Source organism: Photobacterium lipolyticum (genome assembly GCF_003026475.1).
GTDB lineage: Bacteria > Pseudomonadota > Gammaproteobacteria > Enterobacterales > Vibrionaceae > Photobacterium > Photobacterium lipolyticum.
In genome coordinates this window covers 326207-340561 of sequence record NZ_PYMC01000003.1, presented here as the reverse complement: position 1 = coordinate 340561, position 14355 = coordinate 326207, and the positions used below count along the sequence as shown (strand labels likewise).

At 45.1% G+C, this 14355-nt stretch carries 13 protein-coding genes and 1 pseudogene; 11 read left to right on the top strand and 3 right to left on the bottom strand.

Annotated features, from left to right (window positions below; all coding sequences use genetic code 11):
* Positions 1-225 precede the first annotated feature (225 nt).
* From C9I89_RS06800 to C9I89_RS06770, 6 genes are all read left to right on the top strand, one after another.
* Positions 226-1038 carry an ABC transporter substrate-binding protein gene (locus C9I89_RS06800; RefSeq protein ID WP_107282589.1) on the top strand — a complete coding sequence of 271 codons (813 nt, stop codon included), beginning with the start codon at positions 226-228 and terminating at the stop codon, positions 1036-1038.
* A gap of 45 nt (positions 1039-1083) precedes the next feature.
* A complete protein-coding gene (locus tag C9I89_RS06795) occupies positions 1084-1785 on the top strand; it encodes an ABC transporter permease (protein WP_107282588.1) in 702 nt (233 codons plus the stop codon).
* A 15-nt stretch (positions 1786-1800) separates the two neighbouring features.
* Positions 1801-2505 carry an ATP-binding cassette domain-containing protein gene (locus C9I89_RS06790; RefSeq protein WP_107282587.1) on the top strand — a complete coding sequence of 235 codons (705 nt, stop codon included), beginning with the start codon at positions 1801-1803 and terminating at the stop codon, positions 2503-2505.
* Positions 2492-3085 carry a molybdenum cofactor guanylyltransferase MobA gene (gene mobA, locus C9I89_RS06785; protein WP_107282586.1) on the top strand — a complete coding sequence of 198 codons (594 nt, stop codon included), beginning with the start codon at positions 2492-2494 and terminating at the stop codon, positions 3083-3085. The genes C9I89_RS06790 and mobA overlap by 14 nt, the downstream gene beginning before the upstream one ends.
* Complete coding sequence (locus C9I89_RS06780; RefSeq protein WP_107282585.1) at positions 3072-4880, top strand: bifunctional molybdopterin-guanine dinucleotide biosynthesis adaptor protein MobB/molybdopterin molybdotransferase MoeA; 1809 nt, start codon at positions 3072-3074, stop codon at positions 4878-4880. Before mobA ends, C9I89_RS06780 begins: the two co-directional genes overlap by 14 nt.
* Positions 4881-5558: 678 nt before the next feature.
* Positions 5559-6275, top strand: a complete 717-nt coding sequence (locus tag C9I89_RS06770; RefSeq protein WP_107282583.1) for a DUF3581 domain-containing protein — start codon at positions 5559-5561, stop codon at positions 6273-6275.
* A gap of 69 nt (positions 6276-6344) precedes the next feature.
* Here the strand turns inward: C9I89_RS06770 and C9I89_RS06765 are convergent, their stop codons facing one another.
* On the bottom strand, positions 6345-7238 hold the full coding sequence (locus C9I89_RS06765) for a GNAT family N-acetyltransferase (RefSeq protein ID WP_107282582.1): 894 nt from the start codon (positions 7236-7238) through the stop codon (positions 6345-6347).
* 246 nt (positions 7239-7484) lie between these two features.
* Between C9I89_RS06765 and C9I89_RS06760 the strand changes: the two genes are divergently transcribed.
* Complete coding sequence (locus tag C9I89_RS06760) at positions 7485-8261, top strand: phosphatase PAP2 family protein (RefSeq protein WP_107282581.1); 777 nt, start codon at positions 7485-7487, stop codon at positions 8259-8261.
* 39 nt (positions 8262-8300) lie between these two features.
* Here C9I89_RS06760 and C9I89_RS06755 read toward each other — a convergent pair whose 3' ends face one another.
* Complete coding sequence (locus C9I89_RS06755) at positions 8301-8654, bottom strand: helix-turn-helix domain-containing protein (protein WP_107282580.1); 354 nt, start codon at positions 8652-8654, stop codon at positions 8301-8303.
* A 128-nt stretch (positions 8655-8782) separates the two neighbouring features.
* Between C9I89_RS06755 and C9I89_RS06750 the strand changes: the two are divergent.
* Positions 8783-8875 (top strand): annotated as a pseudogene (locus C9I89_RS06750) (branched-chain amino acid transport system II carrier protein); the annotation flags it as partial.
* A gap of 536 nt (positions 8876-9411) precedes the next feature.
* A complete protein-coding gene (brnQ, locus tag C9I89_RS06745) occupies positions 9412-10710 on the top strand; it encodes a branched-chain amino acid transport system II carrier protein (RefSeq protein WP_107282579.1) in 1299 nt (432 codons plus the stop codon).
* Between the two features lie 138 nt (positions 10711-10848).
* On the opposite strand, the gene C9I89_RS06740 is transcribed toward brnQ, so the two are convergent.
* A complete protein-coding gene (locus tag C9I89_RS06740) occupies positions 10849-11829 on the bottom strand; it encodes a hypothetical protein (protein ID WP_107282578.1) in 981 nt (326 codons plus the stop codon).
* A gap of 205 nt (positions 11830-12034) precedes the next feature.
* On the opposite strand from C9I89_RS06740, the gene C9I89_RS06735 reads away from it, so the two are divergent.
* Together C9I89_RS06735 and C9I89_RS06730 are read left to right on the top strand one after the other, a co-directional pair.
* Positions 12035-12733 (top strand): DUF2786 domain-containing protein, encoded by a 699-nt coding sequence (locus C9I89_RS06735; protein WP_107282577.1) that lies wholly within the window; start codon positions 12035-12037, stop codon positions 12731-12733.
* A 286-nt stretch (positions 12734-13019) separates the two neighbouring features.
* Positions 13020-14324, top strand: coding sequence for an inosine/guanosine kinase (locus C9I89_RS06730; protein WP_107282576.1), 1305 nt, complete (start codon positions 13020-13022; stop codon positions 14322-14324).
* Positions 14325-14355 lie beyond the last annotated feature (31 nt).

Genomic DNA, 14355 nt, shown 5'->3' with positions numbered 1-14355 from the left:
TATTGATGAATTTCGCATGCTTTTTTGCTTTAAATCATTCATACATGGAGGTCATTAGCGTTAATGTTAGAGCTGTGTACAAGTTGGCATCTGATTTGCCATAGATTGCTAATCAACGTTATCTCAGCAGCAGCGTAAATTTAAGGGGGCGTTTACCTACTCCTTGCCTTTTTCAATAACCTACCACTTTACAACAATAATAGTGACTTAGCGTCAGGAAAACCTATGAAATATATGAAAGCGACACTCGTTATTCTCAGCCTTGCTTCGGCAACCATCTCTCATGCGGCTGAAAACAAGACCATTCGCCTTGCGACAACAACCAGTACTTACCATTCAGGCTTACTTGATCACCTGTTACCAGAATTCAAAAAAGATACGGGTTACAGTGTTGAAGTCTTGGCCGCCGGTACCGGTAAATCACTGCGTATGGGCGAGAACGGCGATGTTGATTTGGTGATGACACATGCGCCAAAGGCAGAAGCAAAATTCGTTGATAATGGTTTCGGCGTCCTGCCTCGTAAATTGATGCACAATGATTTTGTCGTGGTTGGCCCTGATAGCGATCCGGCGAAAATTGCGGGCGGAAAGGATGTTGTTATAGCGCTGACTAGCATTGCCTCATACAATGCGACGTTTGTTTCTCGGGGCGACGATTCCGGCACACATAAAAAAGAACTGAACCTATGGGCACAAACCACGATCGAACCTGATTTCGGTGGTTATAAAGCAGTAGGCCAAGGTATGGGGCCGACCCTGAATATGGCGTCAGAACTTCAGGCGTATACCATGACTGATCGTGGTACTTGGCTGGCATACCAGAATAAGCTAGACCTGAAAATCATGGTTGAAGGTGATAAGCGTCTGTTTAACCCGTATCAGGTTATTCTGGTTAACCCAAGCCGCTATCCGGATATCAACTACCAAGGCGCAAAAACATTCAGCGACTGGTTAGTGAACCCGAAAGCACAATCCATGATTAACAACTACAAGCGTCATAATGAACAGTTGTTCGTTGCAGATGCTATCGCACAGTAAACCGTTCTCAACACACTCACTTGACGTGGATAACATTACGAAATAATGGATATTTGGCAAACAACCCAACAAGCTGTTCAACTTTTATTTAGCGGTGATATGGCATTATGGGGAATTGTGGGTGTGTCATTTTCGGTCTCTTTGCTGGCAATTGGTATTGTGCTATTGCCAGCATTGACGATAGGATTTGCCCTCGCCTACGGGAAATTTCCAGGACGATGGCTGATCCTATCGCTGTTTAATACTTTCCAGTCGATCCCCACGGTGGTGATCGGCTTACTGCTCTACATGTTATTGTCACGCTCAGGCCCATTGGGTGACTGGAAAATGTTGTTTACCCAACAAGCCATGGTGCTGGGTCAGATTCTTATCTGTTTTCCGATTTTAGTCTCGATGATGCACGCCGCTTTTCAAAATAGTGATCGCCGGGCATGGGAAACCGCTTTGACCTTAGGCGCAAGCTTACCGCGTGCCTTCATCAGCCTGATGTGGGAGAGCCGCTTTCCTTTATTTGCCGCGGTTATTGCAGCGTTCAGCCGTATTATTACAGAAGTGGGCTGCTCGATGATGGTCGGCGGCAACATTTTGAACTCAACCCGAAATATTCCCTCCGCAATTGCCCTTGAAAGCTCTAAAGGAGCATTTTCACAAGGCGTTGCCCTGGGCATGATATTATTAATTCTGGCGCTGGGGCTAAATTTCTTTTTATCTGTTGCTCGTGGCAAAGCCCACTTGCGTACCAATTAAGCAGAGGAACAGGTGATGACACAAATCTCCATTCAGGCACATGACCTCTCGATGCGATTTAAAGATCGCCTGCTATTTCACATACCTCAGCTCAGCCTTGGCCCTCAAGAGGCAATCTATTTAACTGGCGATAATGGTGTCGGTAAAACTACCCTGCTCAAAATTCTTTCCGGATTGCAAAAACCGACAACTGGTCGGGTCAACTTGCAAAATCAGTCATGGCTATCCCGCCTGTTCAGAGGTGAGAGCAAGGGTGGAGTTATATATATGCACCAAACCCCCTATATGTTCGACGGTTCTGTATTTGATAATGTCTGCTATGGTCTTAAATTCGCCATAAAAGATCGCAGAACGCGCCGAAGTGAAGTCATTAATGCTTTACGTATGGTAGGGTTAGAGACTCTGGCCGACGAGCATATCTCAGTGCTTTCAGGTGGTGAAAGACAGCGTGTAGCAATGGCGCGTGCCTGGGTATTAAAACCCAGTGTATTACTGATGGATGAATCAAGTGCCAGTCTGGACTGCGAATCAATTGAACGGCAAGTTCATCTGACTGAAGATCTGCTTGAACGAGGTTCAAGCCTGGTGATCACCAGCCACCAGCAAAATGCACTCACCGCTTTATGCCGTCGCCAGTGGACAATTACCAATGCAAAACTAATTGAACGAGCAGATTTACAGCTCGTGAATGAGGACAATAACAACTATGCCTACGGCTGAACAAACAAGTTGGGTCATTTTAGCTGGCGGACAAGCCAGCCGTATGGGGGGCAATGATAAAGGGCTCGTTGAACTTGCCGGCAAAGCCATGATCGAACATGTGATCGAAGCGTTAAAAACGCAGACATCATCGATCGCCATCAATGCCAACCGCAACTGCGACCGTTACCAAGCTTATGGTTCGGTGTTCGGCGATCATATTCAGAATTATCCCGGCCCGTTAGGTGGCATGCATGCAGCGCTACACCATAAAGATAATGAATGGATCGGCTTTGTACCCTGTGACTGTCCGCGGCTCCCTTCCGACTTAGTTACTCGTATGGCCAATGCTTGTCAGGAAGATACCGATATTGCCGTTGCCCACGATGGCGATCATATTCAGCCAGTCGTGACACTCGTTAACCGCCGTATCTTACCCAAACTGGAAGCTTTCCTTGCCAATGGTGATCGAAAAATCATCCTGCTGTATCGCCAGTGCAACATGATCACCGTTGATTTCAGCGATCAGCCGAATGCATTCGCGAACCTCAACACGCCAGAAGAATTACAACAATTTGGACAAAGCTATGAGTCAAATTAACGCCTCTCTTCCCCTGCTTGGTTTTGCCGCCTTCAGTGGTACAGGAAAAACCACTCTGCTTGAAGCAATGCTGCCTAAACTCGTCGAGCGGGATATTCGCGTGGCGGTCATAAAACACGCCCACCATAATTTCGATATCGATCAGGAAGGTAAAGACAGCTATCGCTTACGTAAAGCCGGGGCTAGGCAGATGCTGATCTCTTCACGCTATCGTCATGCACTGGTAACTGAAACGCCTGATGAAGAAGCCAACCTGCCCTACCTGGTTTCTCAGCTGGATCATACGCAGCTGGATCTGATTTTGGTTGAAGGTTTTAAAAAGCTCAGTTTCCCAAAAATCGAATTACATCGGGAAGAAGTCGGTAAACCCTGGTTACACCCTGACGATCCCAACATCATCGCAGTTGCTGCCAATGTGACAGCGGATACCACATTACCAACAATGGATATTAACAACCTGGATGAAATCACCGACTTTGTCGTGAGCTTTGCCAAGCAAGGTAATGCATTCAAAGAGAAAAAACAGAAACAAGGTTTAGCCTGCAGCGATCTTTCCCCCTCCGGCATGCTATCGGTCGATGACGGACGCCAGCGCATTCTGAGTCAGATTGTTCCACCAGCATCCGCTCAATCGGTTCCGCTTAAAGAGGCGTTAGGACAAATTGTCGCACACGACATTTCGTCGCCAGTCAATGTACCGCAGCACACCAATTCTGCGATGGATGGTTATGCTATTCGCGGTGACGACATACCAAGCAAAGACGAACAAAAAAGCAAAGCGTATCAGGTGGTGGCACACGTCATGGCCGGTCATTGCTATGATCAACCACTGGAAAAAGGTCAGGCTGTACGCATTATGACTGGCGCGCCCGTGCCGGAACATGCCGATACCGTGGTCATGCGCGAGCAAGCAATAGAAGGAAGTGACACTGTCACCTTCGGCACTCAGAAATCAGCCATTTATCCGGGACAGAATGTTCGTCTGGCGGGTGAAGATCTCGCCATCGGTCAAGTCGCGATTGCTAAAGGAACGCAAATCTCAGCCCCAGAGCTAGGAATGATTGCCTCGCTGGGTATTGATAACGTCAGTATCAACACCCCAATTAAAGTCGCGATTTTCTCGACCGGTGATGAAGTACAGCAGCCCGGCGAAGTCCAGAAAGATAACTGCATTTACGATTCCAATCGCTACACACTGCATGCAATGCTAACTCAGATTGGTTGCGAAGTGATTGATTTCGGCATTATCGAAGACAGCGAAGCGTCACTTGAAGCCACCCTCACTCAGGCCAGCCAACAAGCTGATTTAATACTGTCATCGGGTGGGGTTTCTGTTGGCGATGCGGACTATATAAAAACCGTATTGAACAAACTGGGCGAGATCAACTTCTGGCGTATAAACATGCGTCCGGGACGTCCGCTGGCCTTTGGGAAAATTGCGGAAACACCTTTCTTTGGTCTCCCGGGCAACCCTGTTGCCGTGATGGTTGTCTTCCTGCAATTTGTTGAACCCGCCATTCGTAAACTACAAGGTATCGAAAACTGGCAGCCGCAGGTCTTTAATGCCGCCGCCGCAGAGCGCCTGCTCTCACGCCCTGGACGAACAGAATACACCCGTGGCATCTACAAGCTGGATGCAAATGGCAGATTGTCGGTGAAAACAACGGGCCAGCAAGGTTCAGGGGTTTTACGTTCAATGAGTGAGGCAAACTGCCTGATTGAGATTGTACCTGAGCAACCAGGTGTGGAGATAGGTGAAACGGTTCGGGTAATACCGCTGATCAGTCGAATCTAATACCGATCGGGATAATTGTCCCGATTGGTATAACGCTGCAAACTATTTTATTAGCGCTCAGCAAGCGATGATAACTCATCGCTGCTGAGTGCTTTTTTGTTTGCAGCTTCCGTGCTGCTTTATTTTTCCTGAGCTTCTACACGTTAGAAGATGTTATATGTGCTGTTTAGTCGTATTTGACGTACGCTTTTTGCACTATTTTAATAAACCTCAGATAAAGCAACCCTAGCCTAGAATTCGATATTACTTTGTTTTTATTATGTTTGCGGGGCGCATCATACATAACTATTCGGTTTGTTGCACTTAAAAAAGTCACATTTTCGAACATTGATTCATGATAGCAATGAAACACCATCTATAACAAATATGACTCATTTCAGCACAGTTCAGCCTAAAGAAGGATAAAACATGTCACATTGCACCTCAATTGATGCTGTTTTCTATCACCATGACACGATTTTACTGCGCGAAAATCCTGACATTAGGGCCATAGAGCCAAAATCCATCCGATTACTTTGCTGCCCGCTTAAAATATTTTGCCAACAAATTGGTCTGTTTATTCATTTTCCTATCATAATTACCCTCCAAGGAACGAAATTCATCTGGCTAGACCATTTGATGCTTCTTCTCATGTACAATAGATCGCAGTGTAATGATTAAGGTATTCATAAATTAAGCATGTTTTTAGATTCGTATTATTCAGAACAGAACAGTGAGTATTCTTTTACTCGTGAACAAGCAAGCCACTTCGCTAAAAAGATCGCGGGGGATTTCAATCCAATTCATGATGAAGACAATAAACGTTTTTGTGTACCGGGTGATCTGCTGTTTTCTGTTGTGCTTTCAAAAGCAGGCCTGAGCCACAAAATGCGTTTTGACTTCGCCGGTATGATTAATGACGGCATTGCAGTAAGTCTCGATACCAAATCTGATACAGAACTGTCGTTGGTGGATGCTAAAGGTAAAGAGTACCTGCATATCACCCGCGAAGGTGATACCACTATGAATCAAGATTTAATTGCACAAGTGACTAAAAGTTATGTGCAGTTTTCGGGAATGAACTTCCCCCACATCATGGTTCCTCTAATGGAATCGAAACAAATGATGATCAATCCAACCCGTCCTCTTGTGATCTACGAAAGCATGGAACTGGATTTTACCCGTTTAGATCTCACTGCGCCGACTGTTGAACTGACCGATTCTGAAATTGATGTTGATGGCAAACGTGGGAGCGTGACACTAAAATTCTGCTTTAAGGAGAATGGCGAAGTTGTAGGCACGGGCCGTAAGCGTATGGTAATGAGCGGACTTAAGCCGTATTGCCAGAATGACATTGACGATCTGGTAAACCGCTTCAATGAGCGGAAAGACCTCTTTTCAGGCATTGCCGCCTAATGAATTTAAAAGCCTGTTTTTTAACAGGCTTTTTTCTCTTCCGGTGAATATCCTCTGGAACAAAAACCATCAATTGGCAACACTTTCCACACAGATAACGGGTTCTTGATAATCTATATGCACCCCCTCATCCGCAAGTTCACCGACAATATCTTCATTCACTTCAACAAACGCTTCACTAATTTTATCGCAGATCACTTCACCACCAGGTGTAAGCGCAACCGCAGAAAACCATGGGCTCAACTGAATCCCCCCTTCACTCAATGCCTGATGCAGGTGTTTCATGTCTTTGCGGACAATATTGATGATTGTGTCAGTCAAAGAACTTGCTATTCCGAGTCCCCGGTATTGCGAATGTACAAATACCGTATGTAGTGAGAGCTCGTAGCACAATTCATCGCAAGATAAAGCAAAGCGATGATCTTCGATATAGCGACTAAAACTTGCCATAGCGATCACATGTTCACGGTGATAAACCACCAGACATACGTCACTATCAGGATCTAAATATCGCGTAAGAGGTGAAGGTAATGCTGACAAATCATCAGAAGACGGCAGTTCTTCATTCCCATGCATTAACTCTTTCAGTGCCGATGTACTCTTCAACAGAGATGATAATACTGTAATCGTATTAAGAGACGCAATGCATTCAGCGAGCTGGCTCATTGCCAATGTAGCGATTGGCAGCAGGGACAAACGATCTAAGTAGGCTCTGCGACGATGGCCAGTACTGAAAACTTTTTTCGTTTCATCGATAATAAACACATCTTCATCACCTTCTTTAGCCTCGGTATCAATGATATACCGCTTATCTCTGGCGATTCGACGGGAAGACCCGGAACTTGACGCTTCGACAGTCAATGATACCGCCGATAAAACCGCCTCTGCCCACATTTTATATGTATCAACAAGCTCTACACCCATGCCGTCATGCTGCATCACATGATATCGGTACTGATTCATACTTTTACGTCTTCCATAGATGCCAATTTAGTCGCTGATATTGTACGAAAATAAAGAAAGTAAATATGTTGATCCTATACTTACAGGCGAAAAAATACGTTCTGCGATTTGATCGTTCGAACAGGCTAATATTTTGACGGTAAGGAGTGCCTGTCTGATACTAAATGACAAAAAATGACAATTTTTTTACGTTACAGGAGGGAGCATCTGATAAAATTCAAACTCGTTTAATAACAAAAGCAAAAAATGTTAACTTCTTCATTTATTTCTAAAAAAATACCAGGGATCATCGCCCTGTCCCTGTTTGCGGTATTAATGACCAGTGTACTTGTCTTTCTTCCTCAACCTGCTTTTACAACAGAGGTTAATGATCTGACAGGCTTGCTCTTTACCCTGCTCACCGATTCTGCAGGAAACCCATACTTTCTGATCACCACAGGGCTGCTTTGCCTGATCCCTCTGTTCCTGAAATACCCCAAAAGAAAACTGATCCGTTTATGGCTTCAATTTGGCATTTTGTTAACACTAAGCTTTGTCGCTAAAACCGGATTAAAGCACATTACCGAAATTCCCCGCCCATACAGTTATGAACTGCAAAGCCTTGGACTGGTCGATTCCGTACAGAGCTTTTATCAGTTGGATGGCACAAATAAAGAAGCGGTTGTCGAACAAGCCACCGACAATGTCAGCCATTGGCGTACTCGGCACTGGCAAGGCGAAACAAACTATTCAATGCCGTCAGGACACACTATTTTCGCGGCCGTTTGTGTTGTCTTCTGGGGCGGATTTTTCTTACGCCGAAAACAGCTAATACCCGCATTTATTATCTTATTATGGGCAACCGGTGTAGGCACCAGTCGGATCTGGCTAGGCATGCACTGGCCATCAGACCTGTTGGTATCTATTGCTTGCGCCGGGATCTTATATTGTTTAATTCCGGAGTGTGAATTGAATGGCAAGAAAGATAAGGGGGGAAACCTCATAAAAACACTTTTCACAGCATTTAAAAAGCCCTCAGTATGAGGGCTTTTTTATAACTGTAATTTTAGGATGAGGTAACAATTACACATTAACACTATGTTCGTACTCGACCACTAATTGGTTACCGTCGTAACGCACATTTTTGATGTCACCATCAAGAATATAGGTATTTGTTACGGTTACTGAATTAGGCATCGCCGTACCCATTTGATTTCGCAACGATGGTAAGGTCAGTACCGGGTCAACAGCCATAAAGTTACAGAACTGACTTACAAACCGATGCTCAAGAGACAACTTACCTCGTAATATATCGGAAAAGATAAGCTGACTGATCCCTAACCGTTTCGCCATTTCGATTTGGGTCACTCTCATCTTGGCCTTATAGCTCATCCATGTGTCATGTAAGACCTTTCTATCTTGTTCTGTGTACTGCATACCCAAAATTCCCGTGCTATTTTTTTATTTATTACGATATTAAAACTCAAAGCAGCGCGTGTAATGTCAGAGCAACGTAAGGTTGTGTATGAATTTAGGCTTTACAACCACTCTGTATCCTATTATGGCTGCTCGCCAGCATCACACTCATGGCCTGCCTGACCACAACCGTAGGATTAACCAATGCCAATGCTGAATACTACCGTAAAACCTACAACGTAAAATTAACCAGCCCGCTGTTCTCCGGTCACCGCCGACAACCAGGCAGCCAGAGTGCCGTCGTGATCACCGCGTGTATCTTCGGCAGCATCAATGCGTTCGTGCACAGAATCAGCTGTGCTGGGGCTGTTCCTTCCAGATAAATCAGAATTTATAACCAATGAATTATTGCAGCTCAGCATATAATCTAGCTCATAATATAAGAGTAAATATTACCCATTGAAATAATAGAGATAATCAATAAATTTGACTTTACATCTCAAACTAATGCTTATAAGGTAAATGCGTTGCCGAGAATGAATATCAGGTTTTTATATGTTTTTTGATTCAGCTAAACAAACTGCCAAGTTACAACGCCGGTCGGTGTTAGCTGCTCGCGCAACTCAGTCTATTATTATCGCCATTATTCTAGTGATTATTCGCTAGGCTGGCGTTTTTTTCCGTCAGCCTGGCTGACGGAAGAATACAAGCGCCATCCATATCCTCTTCTCTTTCCCAGCCAAGCCTGACGGTCCCAACAAAATAACAGGACAGTCAATTGAAAAAACAAGATTTACTCGCCATCGGCTTAATGACGTTTGCACTTTTCCTTGGTGCTGGTAACCTGATCTTTCCGCCATCCATGGGGCTTGAAGCCGGTACCAATTTATTACCGGCTATGGCAGGTTTCCTGATCACGGCAGTCGGTTTACCCGCTTTCACTCTTATTGTTTTAGGCCGTATTAGCTGTACCCAAAATCTGACCCGGGCACTGCCTTCCTGGCTGGGGCGTACCTTCTGGGTACTGCTGTTTACCGCAATTGGTCCGGCATTTGGTATGCCGCGAGCAGTCACGGTTGCCTATGAGATGGGGCTCAAACCTTTTGTCACAGAAGATCACCTGCTACTTTTTTCTGTCATCTTTTCAGGGCTTACGCTTGTGCTTGCCTTATCCCCCGGAAAACTGGTCGACTATATCGGCAAGCTGATGACACCAGCACTGATCCTGATGCTACTTGCGCTATCTGTCGCAGCATTACTGGCACCTTTAGGTGAACCGCTACTACCATCTGCCACTTACCAGCAAAGTGCCCTCACAAATGGGTTAATTCAGGGCTATATGACAATGGATGGCATCGCCGCTGTAGGCTTTGGCTGGGTGATCATTAAGGCAATCAACGCGAAAGGCGTTACAGAACCGAAAGCTGTAGCAAAAACCTCACTGTATGTGGCCGGCATTTATACTGTATTGATGGGGGCATGTTATCTGGCAATGGGATACGTCGGCGCAACGTCAGCTACTGTCGCGGCCAGTGCAGCCAATGGCGGGGAAATACTGACCCTGTATGTCGCGGGGATTTTCGGTGAATACGGCCAACTGCTGCTGGCCGCTATCATCACCATGGCATGTCTGACGACAACAGTTGGCCTGACAAATGCCAGTGCCGAATATTATCAGCAATCCTTCAACGCACCGTTTACCCTGACCTCCGTTATTGTTGTGATGCTGACGGCTTTCATTGCCAATTTCGGCCTTGATCAAATTATTAGTGTTAGCTTACCGGCCATCTTAATCCTTTGTCCGATTGCGATTTCACTGGTGATGGTATCTTATGCCAATTCTGCGGGGTGCTCGATAAAACACACCCATCTGACTGTGCTGGTCAGCACCCTGGTTTTCGGTAGCCTGGACGCACTAAACATTCTCGGCTACATGCCAAAAAGTCTGGACCAGAATATTGCTGAGGTATTACCGCTATATACCGCCCACGCTAGCTGGTTGTTACCATGCTCGCTGATTATTGCGGGTAACTATACAATATCGATGGTCAACCGCAGAAGAACCTGCACGGCTTAATATAGAACAATATGTATTTCCCTTGTCATACCACTGACAGGGGAACTATCCCTTGCCGTAATTCGTTGTCGCCATAATCAATAAAACCGCTTAATTTAAGCCCGGCAGTGTGGCCGGGCTTATTGATCTTGAAAAAAATCAGCGCGCTTCAATACGTGCAAACAAAGCCCGGTTGGGATCGCTCTGTTCAGCCCACTCGGGATCGACTTCGCGTTTTTCAAAATAAATTTGCAAGCCGTTAAAATAGGTAAAGGCTGTTAATTCAGAATCTCGCATAAAATGTTCAAAGAAAGCATCCTCCTGTTGAGCCAATTCGCTTAGCGTTGTAATACCCCGCTGCAATGCCCATTGAATCGCATGCGGTGAGACCATCGTGCGATACAACATCAACCCATTAATCTCAGACAACGCTATCTCAATAAACTGATCAGGTTGATTTTGTGCTGTTAGCTCCTGCTCTGCTGCTGCTTGCTCTGCCAATAGCGCTTTCAGGCTCGCGATACTGGTTTCGCGTTCAGCAGCTGAATAACCATAAGTCGTTTTACAAAAACGAATTGCATAAGCTAATTTGTCGCGGCCAACGAGCTCAACCACTTCTTCCAGATAAGGCTGAGGTATATTGTATGCCTTGGCAAGTTGCTCAACCGCCTGTACCAAACCGGTATAGATGATGCCGTTAAACTCAAGCTGAAAGGCATTGTTAATACCCATAACAGGAACACCGTCAATACTCACGGGCCAGCCAGGGTAATTCACCCGGCCTTTTGCGATTTCAAACATCATCCAGGCACTGTCGCGAAAACCTTCAAATGCTCTGCCTTCCAGTTCTGAATCTTTCAGCTCTTCTTTCGTCCAGTTCACACCTATTTGCAAGTGTTTCTCATAACGGTTGTGAAGCTTTTCTTTCACTTTATCGCGTAATAAATCCAAGCCACTGACCTTGATGGATTTACATAACGTAAAACACTCCTGACAGCTAGGGATCAAAATCGGTGATCGTTGCTGCTCATAGTTAGGGGAAGCCATGAAAGGATAGGATTCATAGTACGGCTCGCCACAAAACCAGCAGGTGTGACGAAATTCAAAAGGAACATCAATGGATTGATAAGCTGTTGTCATATTTGCTTTATACTTATTAGCAGCCCAGCATTAATAACTGGGAAGAGTTAAATCATTATGCAAAGCATACGGTATTTTAACAAGCCTGAGATCGTCAGGTTTTATCCGCTCAGATATAAATTTAGCATTATCTACACACATTTTTTGCCAAATACCCGAGTAAAACGTTAAAATACGTCCCCCTTTTCTTAAAGAGTGTGATTGAATGTCTGAACAGAAGCGAAAGGCGCTGAAAAAAATTGCAAAATGCCTAGAGCTGGGTAACTCTGCGAACATCAACGAAGCCGCACAAGCCATTCGTATGGCACACCGTCTGATGCTGAAATACGGCTTAGATCAAGATGATATTGAATTCATTAAGATGGGGAAAACCAAGTCTGCCACCCTGTTACCTGCAGACATAAGTGCACAAATTCTTAAGATCATACGTGGTATCAACCGTCGCTTTGGTGTCGAATGTGTATTGACCAATCACAAGGGGCTAAAAAAAGCCGAATTCATCGGTGTCGCTGAGCGAGCTATTTTTGCCGCTTTCGCTTTTGACATTGTATACCGTGAAATGAACCAGCAAACGGGTCAGTTCCGCAATAGCTTTGCCGGAACGGGAACCAGCACGACCGAGGTTACACGTCGCGTTTCTTCTTTCCTGGCTGGCTGGCTGGAAGGGGCATTGGAAAAATTACCGGTGCTTAATACTGATGATGACCATGATCAGCGCATGTCGAATTATATCGATAAGCAGTTTGAAAACCTTGATCGTGAAACATTTAAGCAGCAACTCCAAGAAGCAATGAAAGGCATCACTGACGACTATGAGAAAGGCATGAAAAAAGGCCGCAGCATTTCCGTCAACCGCCCTGTTGGCGGTTCAGCCACCAAGCAAGAAATGAAGCTACTAGAATAAGCATTATTTCGTCACTCTGCATGCTATTTATTAGTCTTATTTCATAATAAAAACCGCAAGCTATTGCGGTTTTTATTATCTGCCTTTATGTGTTTCAATTTTATTTATCCATAAAATAGAGTCAGTTATTACGTTCTTTTTCTCCTTTTTAATTAACTCCCGTTTACGAAGATTAAAAAAGAAGCAAATGAAAGCATTTCACCGTCAGATTGCAATGAAATGGGATATATCTCGCATTTCTGTGTTAACATTGAACAAAATCCCATGAATCCCGTAGCCTTTACACATGAAATTTCCTGGTCAGCGTAAATCAAAGCATTACTTCCCTGTTAATGCCCGCGATCCATTAGTGGCTCAAATCCAGCATGACAATCCATTTGCACGTACCCATCTAGTCGGTGTTGGTCAAACTATTGTTGATATTGAAGCACGCGTTGATGATGATTTCTTAAACAGGCATTCACTGAGTAAAGGCCACTCGTTAGTACTTGATGAAGATAAGGCAGAACAACTTTATCAAGAGCTAAAAGAGCATGATCTCATCAGCCACGAATACCCTGGCGATACTATCGGTAACACGCTGCACAACTACTCGGTGCTGGCCGATGACAAGTCAATTTTGTTAGGTGTGATGAGCCAAGATCTTAAAATCGGTTCTTATGCGTATCGCTACCTGTGCAATACCTCATGCCGAATGGATCTGGATTATTTACAGCCTGTCGATGGCCCAATTGGTCGCTGTTATACATTGATCACAGAAGATGGCGAGCGTACATTTGCCATTAACGAAGGTCAGATGAACCAGCTTCGTCCTGAAAGCGTGCCTGAATGTGCCTTTGAGAATGCATCTGCACTTGTACTTTCATCTTACTTGGTACGTGGCAAAGTCACCGATCCGATGAAAAATGCTGCGCTAAAAGCCATTGAGCATGCAAAGAAGCATGATGTACCCGTTGTCCTGACCCTGGGTACAAAATACGTCATAGAAGACAAAAAAGAGTGGTGGATTGAGTTCCTCAAAGAACATGTCACCTGTGTCGCGATGAACGAAGAAGAAGCCGAAGCGCTTACCGGTGAGAAAGATCCTCTGATTGCCGCAGACAAAGCACTGGATTGGGTTGATATGGTGCTCTGTACCGCAGGCCCCGTTGGTCTTTATATGGCGGGTTACACTGACGATGCGCTCAAACGTGAGTCGACCCTGCCATTGCTGCCTGGCCATATCCCTGAATTCAATAAGTACGAATTCAGTCGTCCTATGATGAAGACTGACTGTAAAAATCCAGTACGTGTATATTCACATATTGCTCCTTACCTTGGCGGCCCGGTGGAAATTAAAAACACCAATGGCGCAGGCGATGCAGCCCTGTCAGCACTATTACATGACATGTCAGCAAACCGCTACCATAAGGCCAATGTACCTAATTCAGGCAAACACAACGGTAAGTTCCTAAGTTACTCCTCCTTTTCACAGATTTGCCAATATTCAAATCGTGTCAGCTATGAGGTGCTCACCCAGCATGCTCCTCGCCTGTCACGCGGTCTGCCAGAGCGTGAAGATTGCTTAGAAGAAGCCTACTGGGAACGTTGATCCCAACAAGTTGTGAATAAAAAAACGGAGC

Bases quoted from the DNA above. Each gene is read 5' to 3' on its own strand.
- C9I89_RS06755 (WP_107282580.1), bottom strand. From the start codon at position 8,654: ATGCAGTACACAGAACAAGATAGAAAGGTCTTACATGACACATGGATG.
- C9I89_RS06780 (WP_107282585.1), top strand. From the start codon at position 3,072: ATGAGTCAAATTAACGCCTCTCTTCCCCTGCTTGGTTTTGCCGCCTTC.
- C9I89_RS06760 (WP_107282581.1), top strand. From the start codon at position 7,485: ATGTTAACTTCTTCATTTATTTCTAAAAAAATACCAGGGATCATCGCC.
- mobA (WP_107282586.1), top strand. From the start codon at position 2,492: ATGCCTACGGCTGAACAAACAAGTTGGGTCATTTTAGCTGGCGGACAA.
- C9I89_RS06790 (WP_107282587.1), top strand. From the start codon at position 1,801: ATGACACAAATCTCCATTCAGGCACATGACCTCTCGATGCGATTTAAA.
- C9I89_RS06795 (WP_107282588.1), top strand. From the start codon at position 1,084: ATGGATATTTGGCAAACAACCCAACAAGCTGTTCAACTTTTATTTAGC.
- C9I89_RS06735 (WP_107282577.1), top strand. From the start codon at position 12,035: ATGTCTGAACAGAAGCGAAAGGCGCTGAAAAAAATTGCAAAATGCCTA.
- C9I89_RS06800 (WP_107282589.1), top strand. From the start codon at position 226: ATGAAATATATGAAAGCGACACTCGTTATTCTCAGCCTTGCTTCGGCA.
- C9I89_RS06740 (WP_107282578.1), bottom strand. From the start codon at position 11,829: ATGACAACAGCTTATCAATCCATTGATGTTCCTTTTGAATTTCGTCAC.
- C9I89_RS06730 (WP_107282576.1), top strand. From the start codon at position 13,020: ATGAAATTTCCTGGTCAGCGTAAATCAAAGCATTACTTCCCTGTTAAT.
- C9I89_RS06765 (WP_107282582.1), bottom strand. From the start codon at position 7,238: ATGAATCAGTACCGATATCATGTGATGCAGCATGACGGCATGGGTGTA.
- C9I89_RS06770 (WP_107282583.1), top strand. From the start codon at position 5,559: ATGTTTTTAGATTCGTATTATTCAGAACAGAACAGTGAGTATTCTTTT.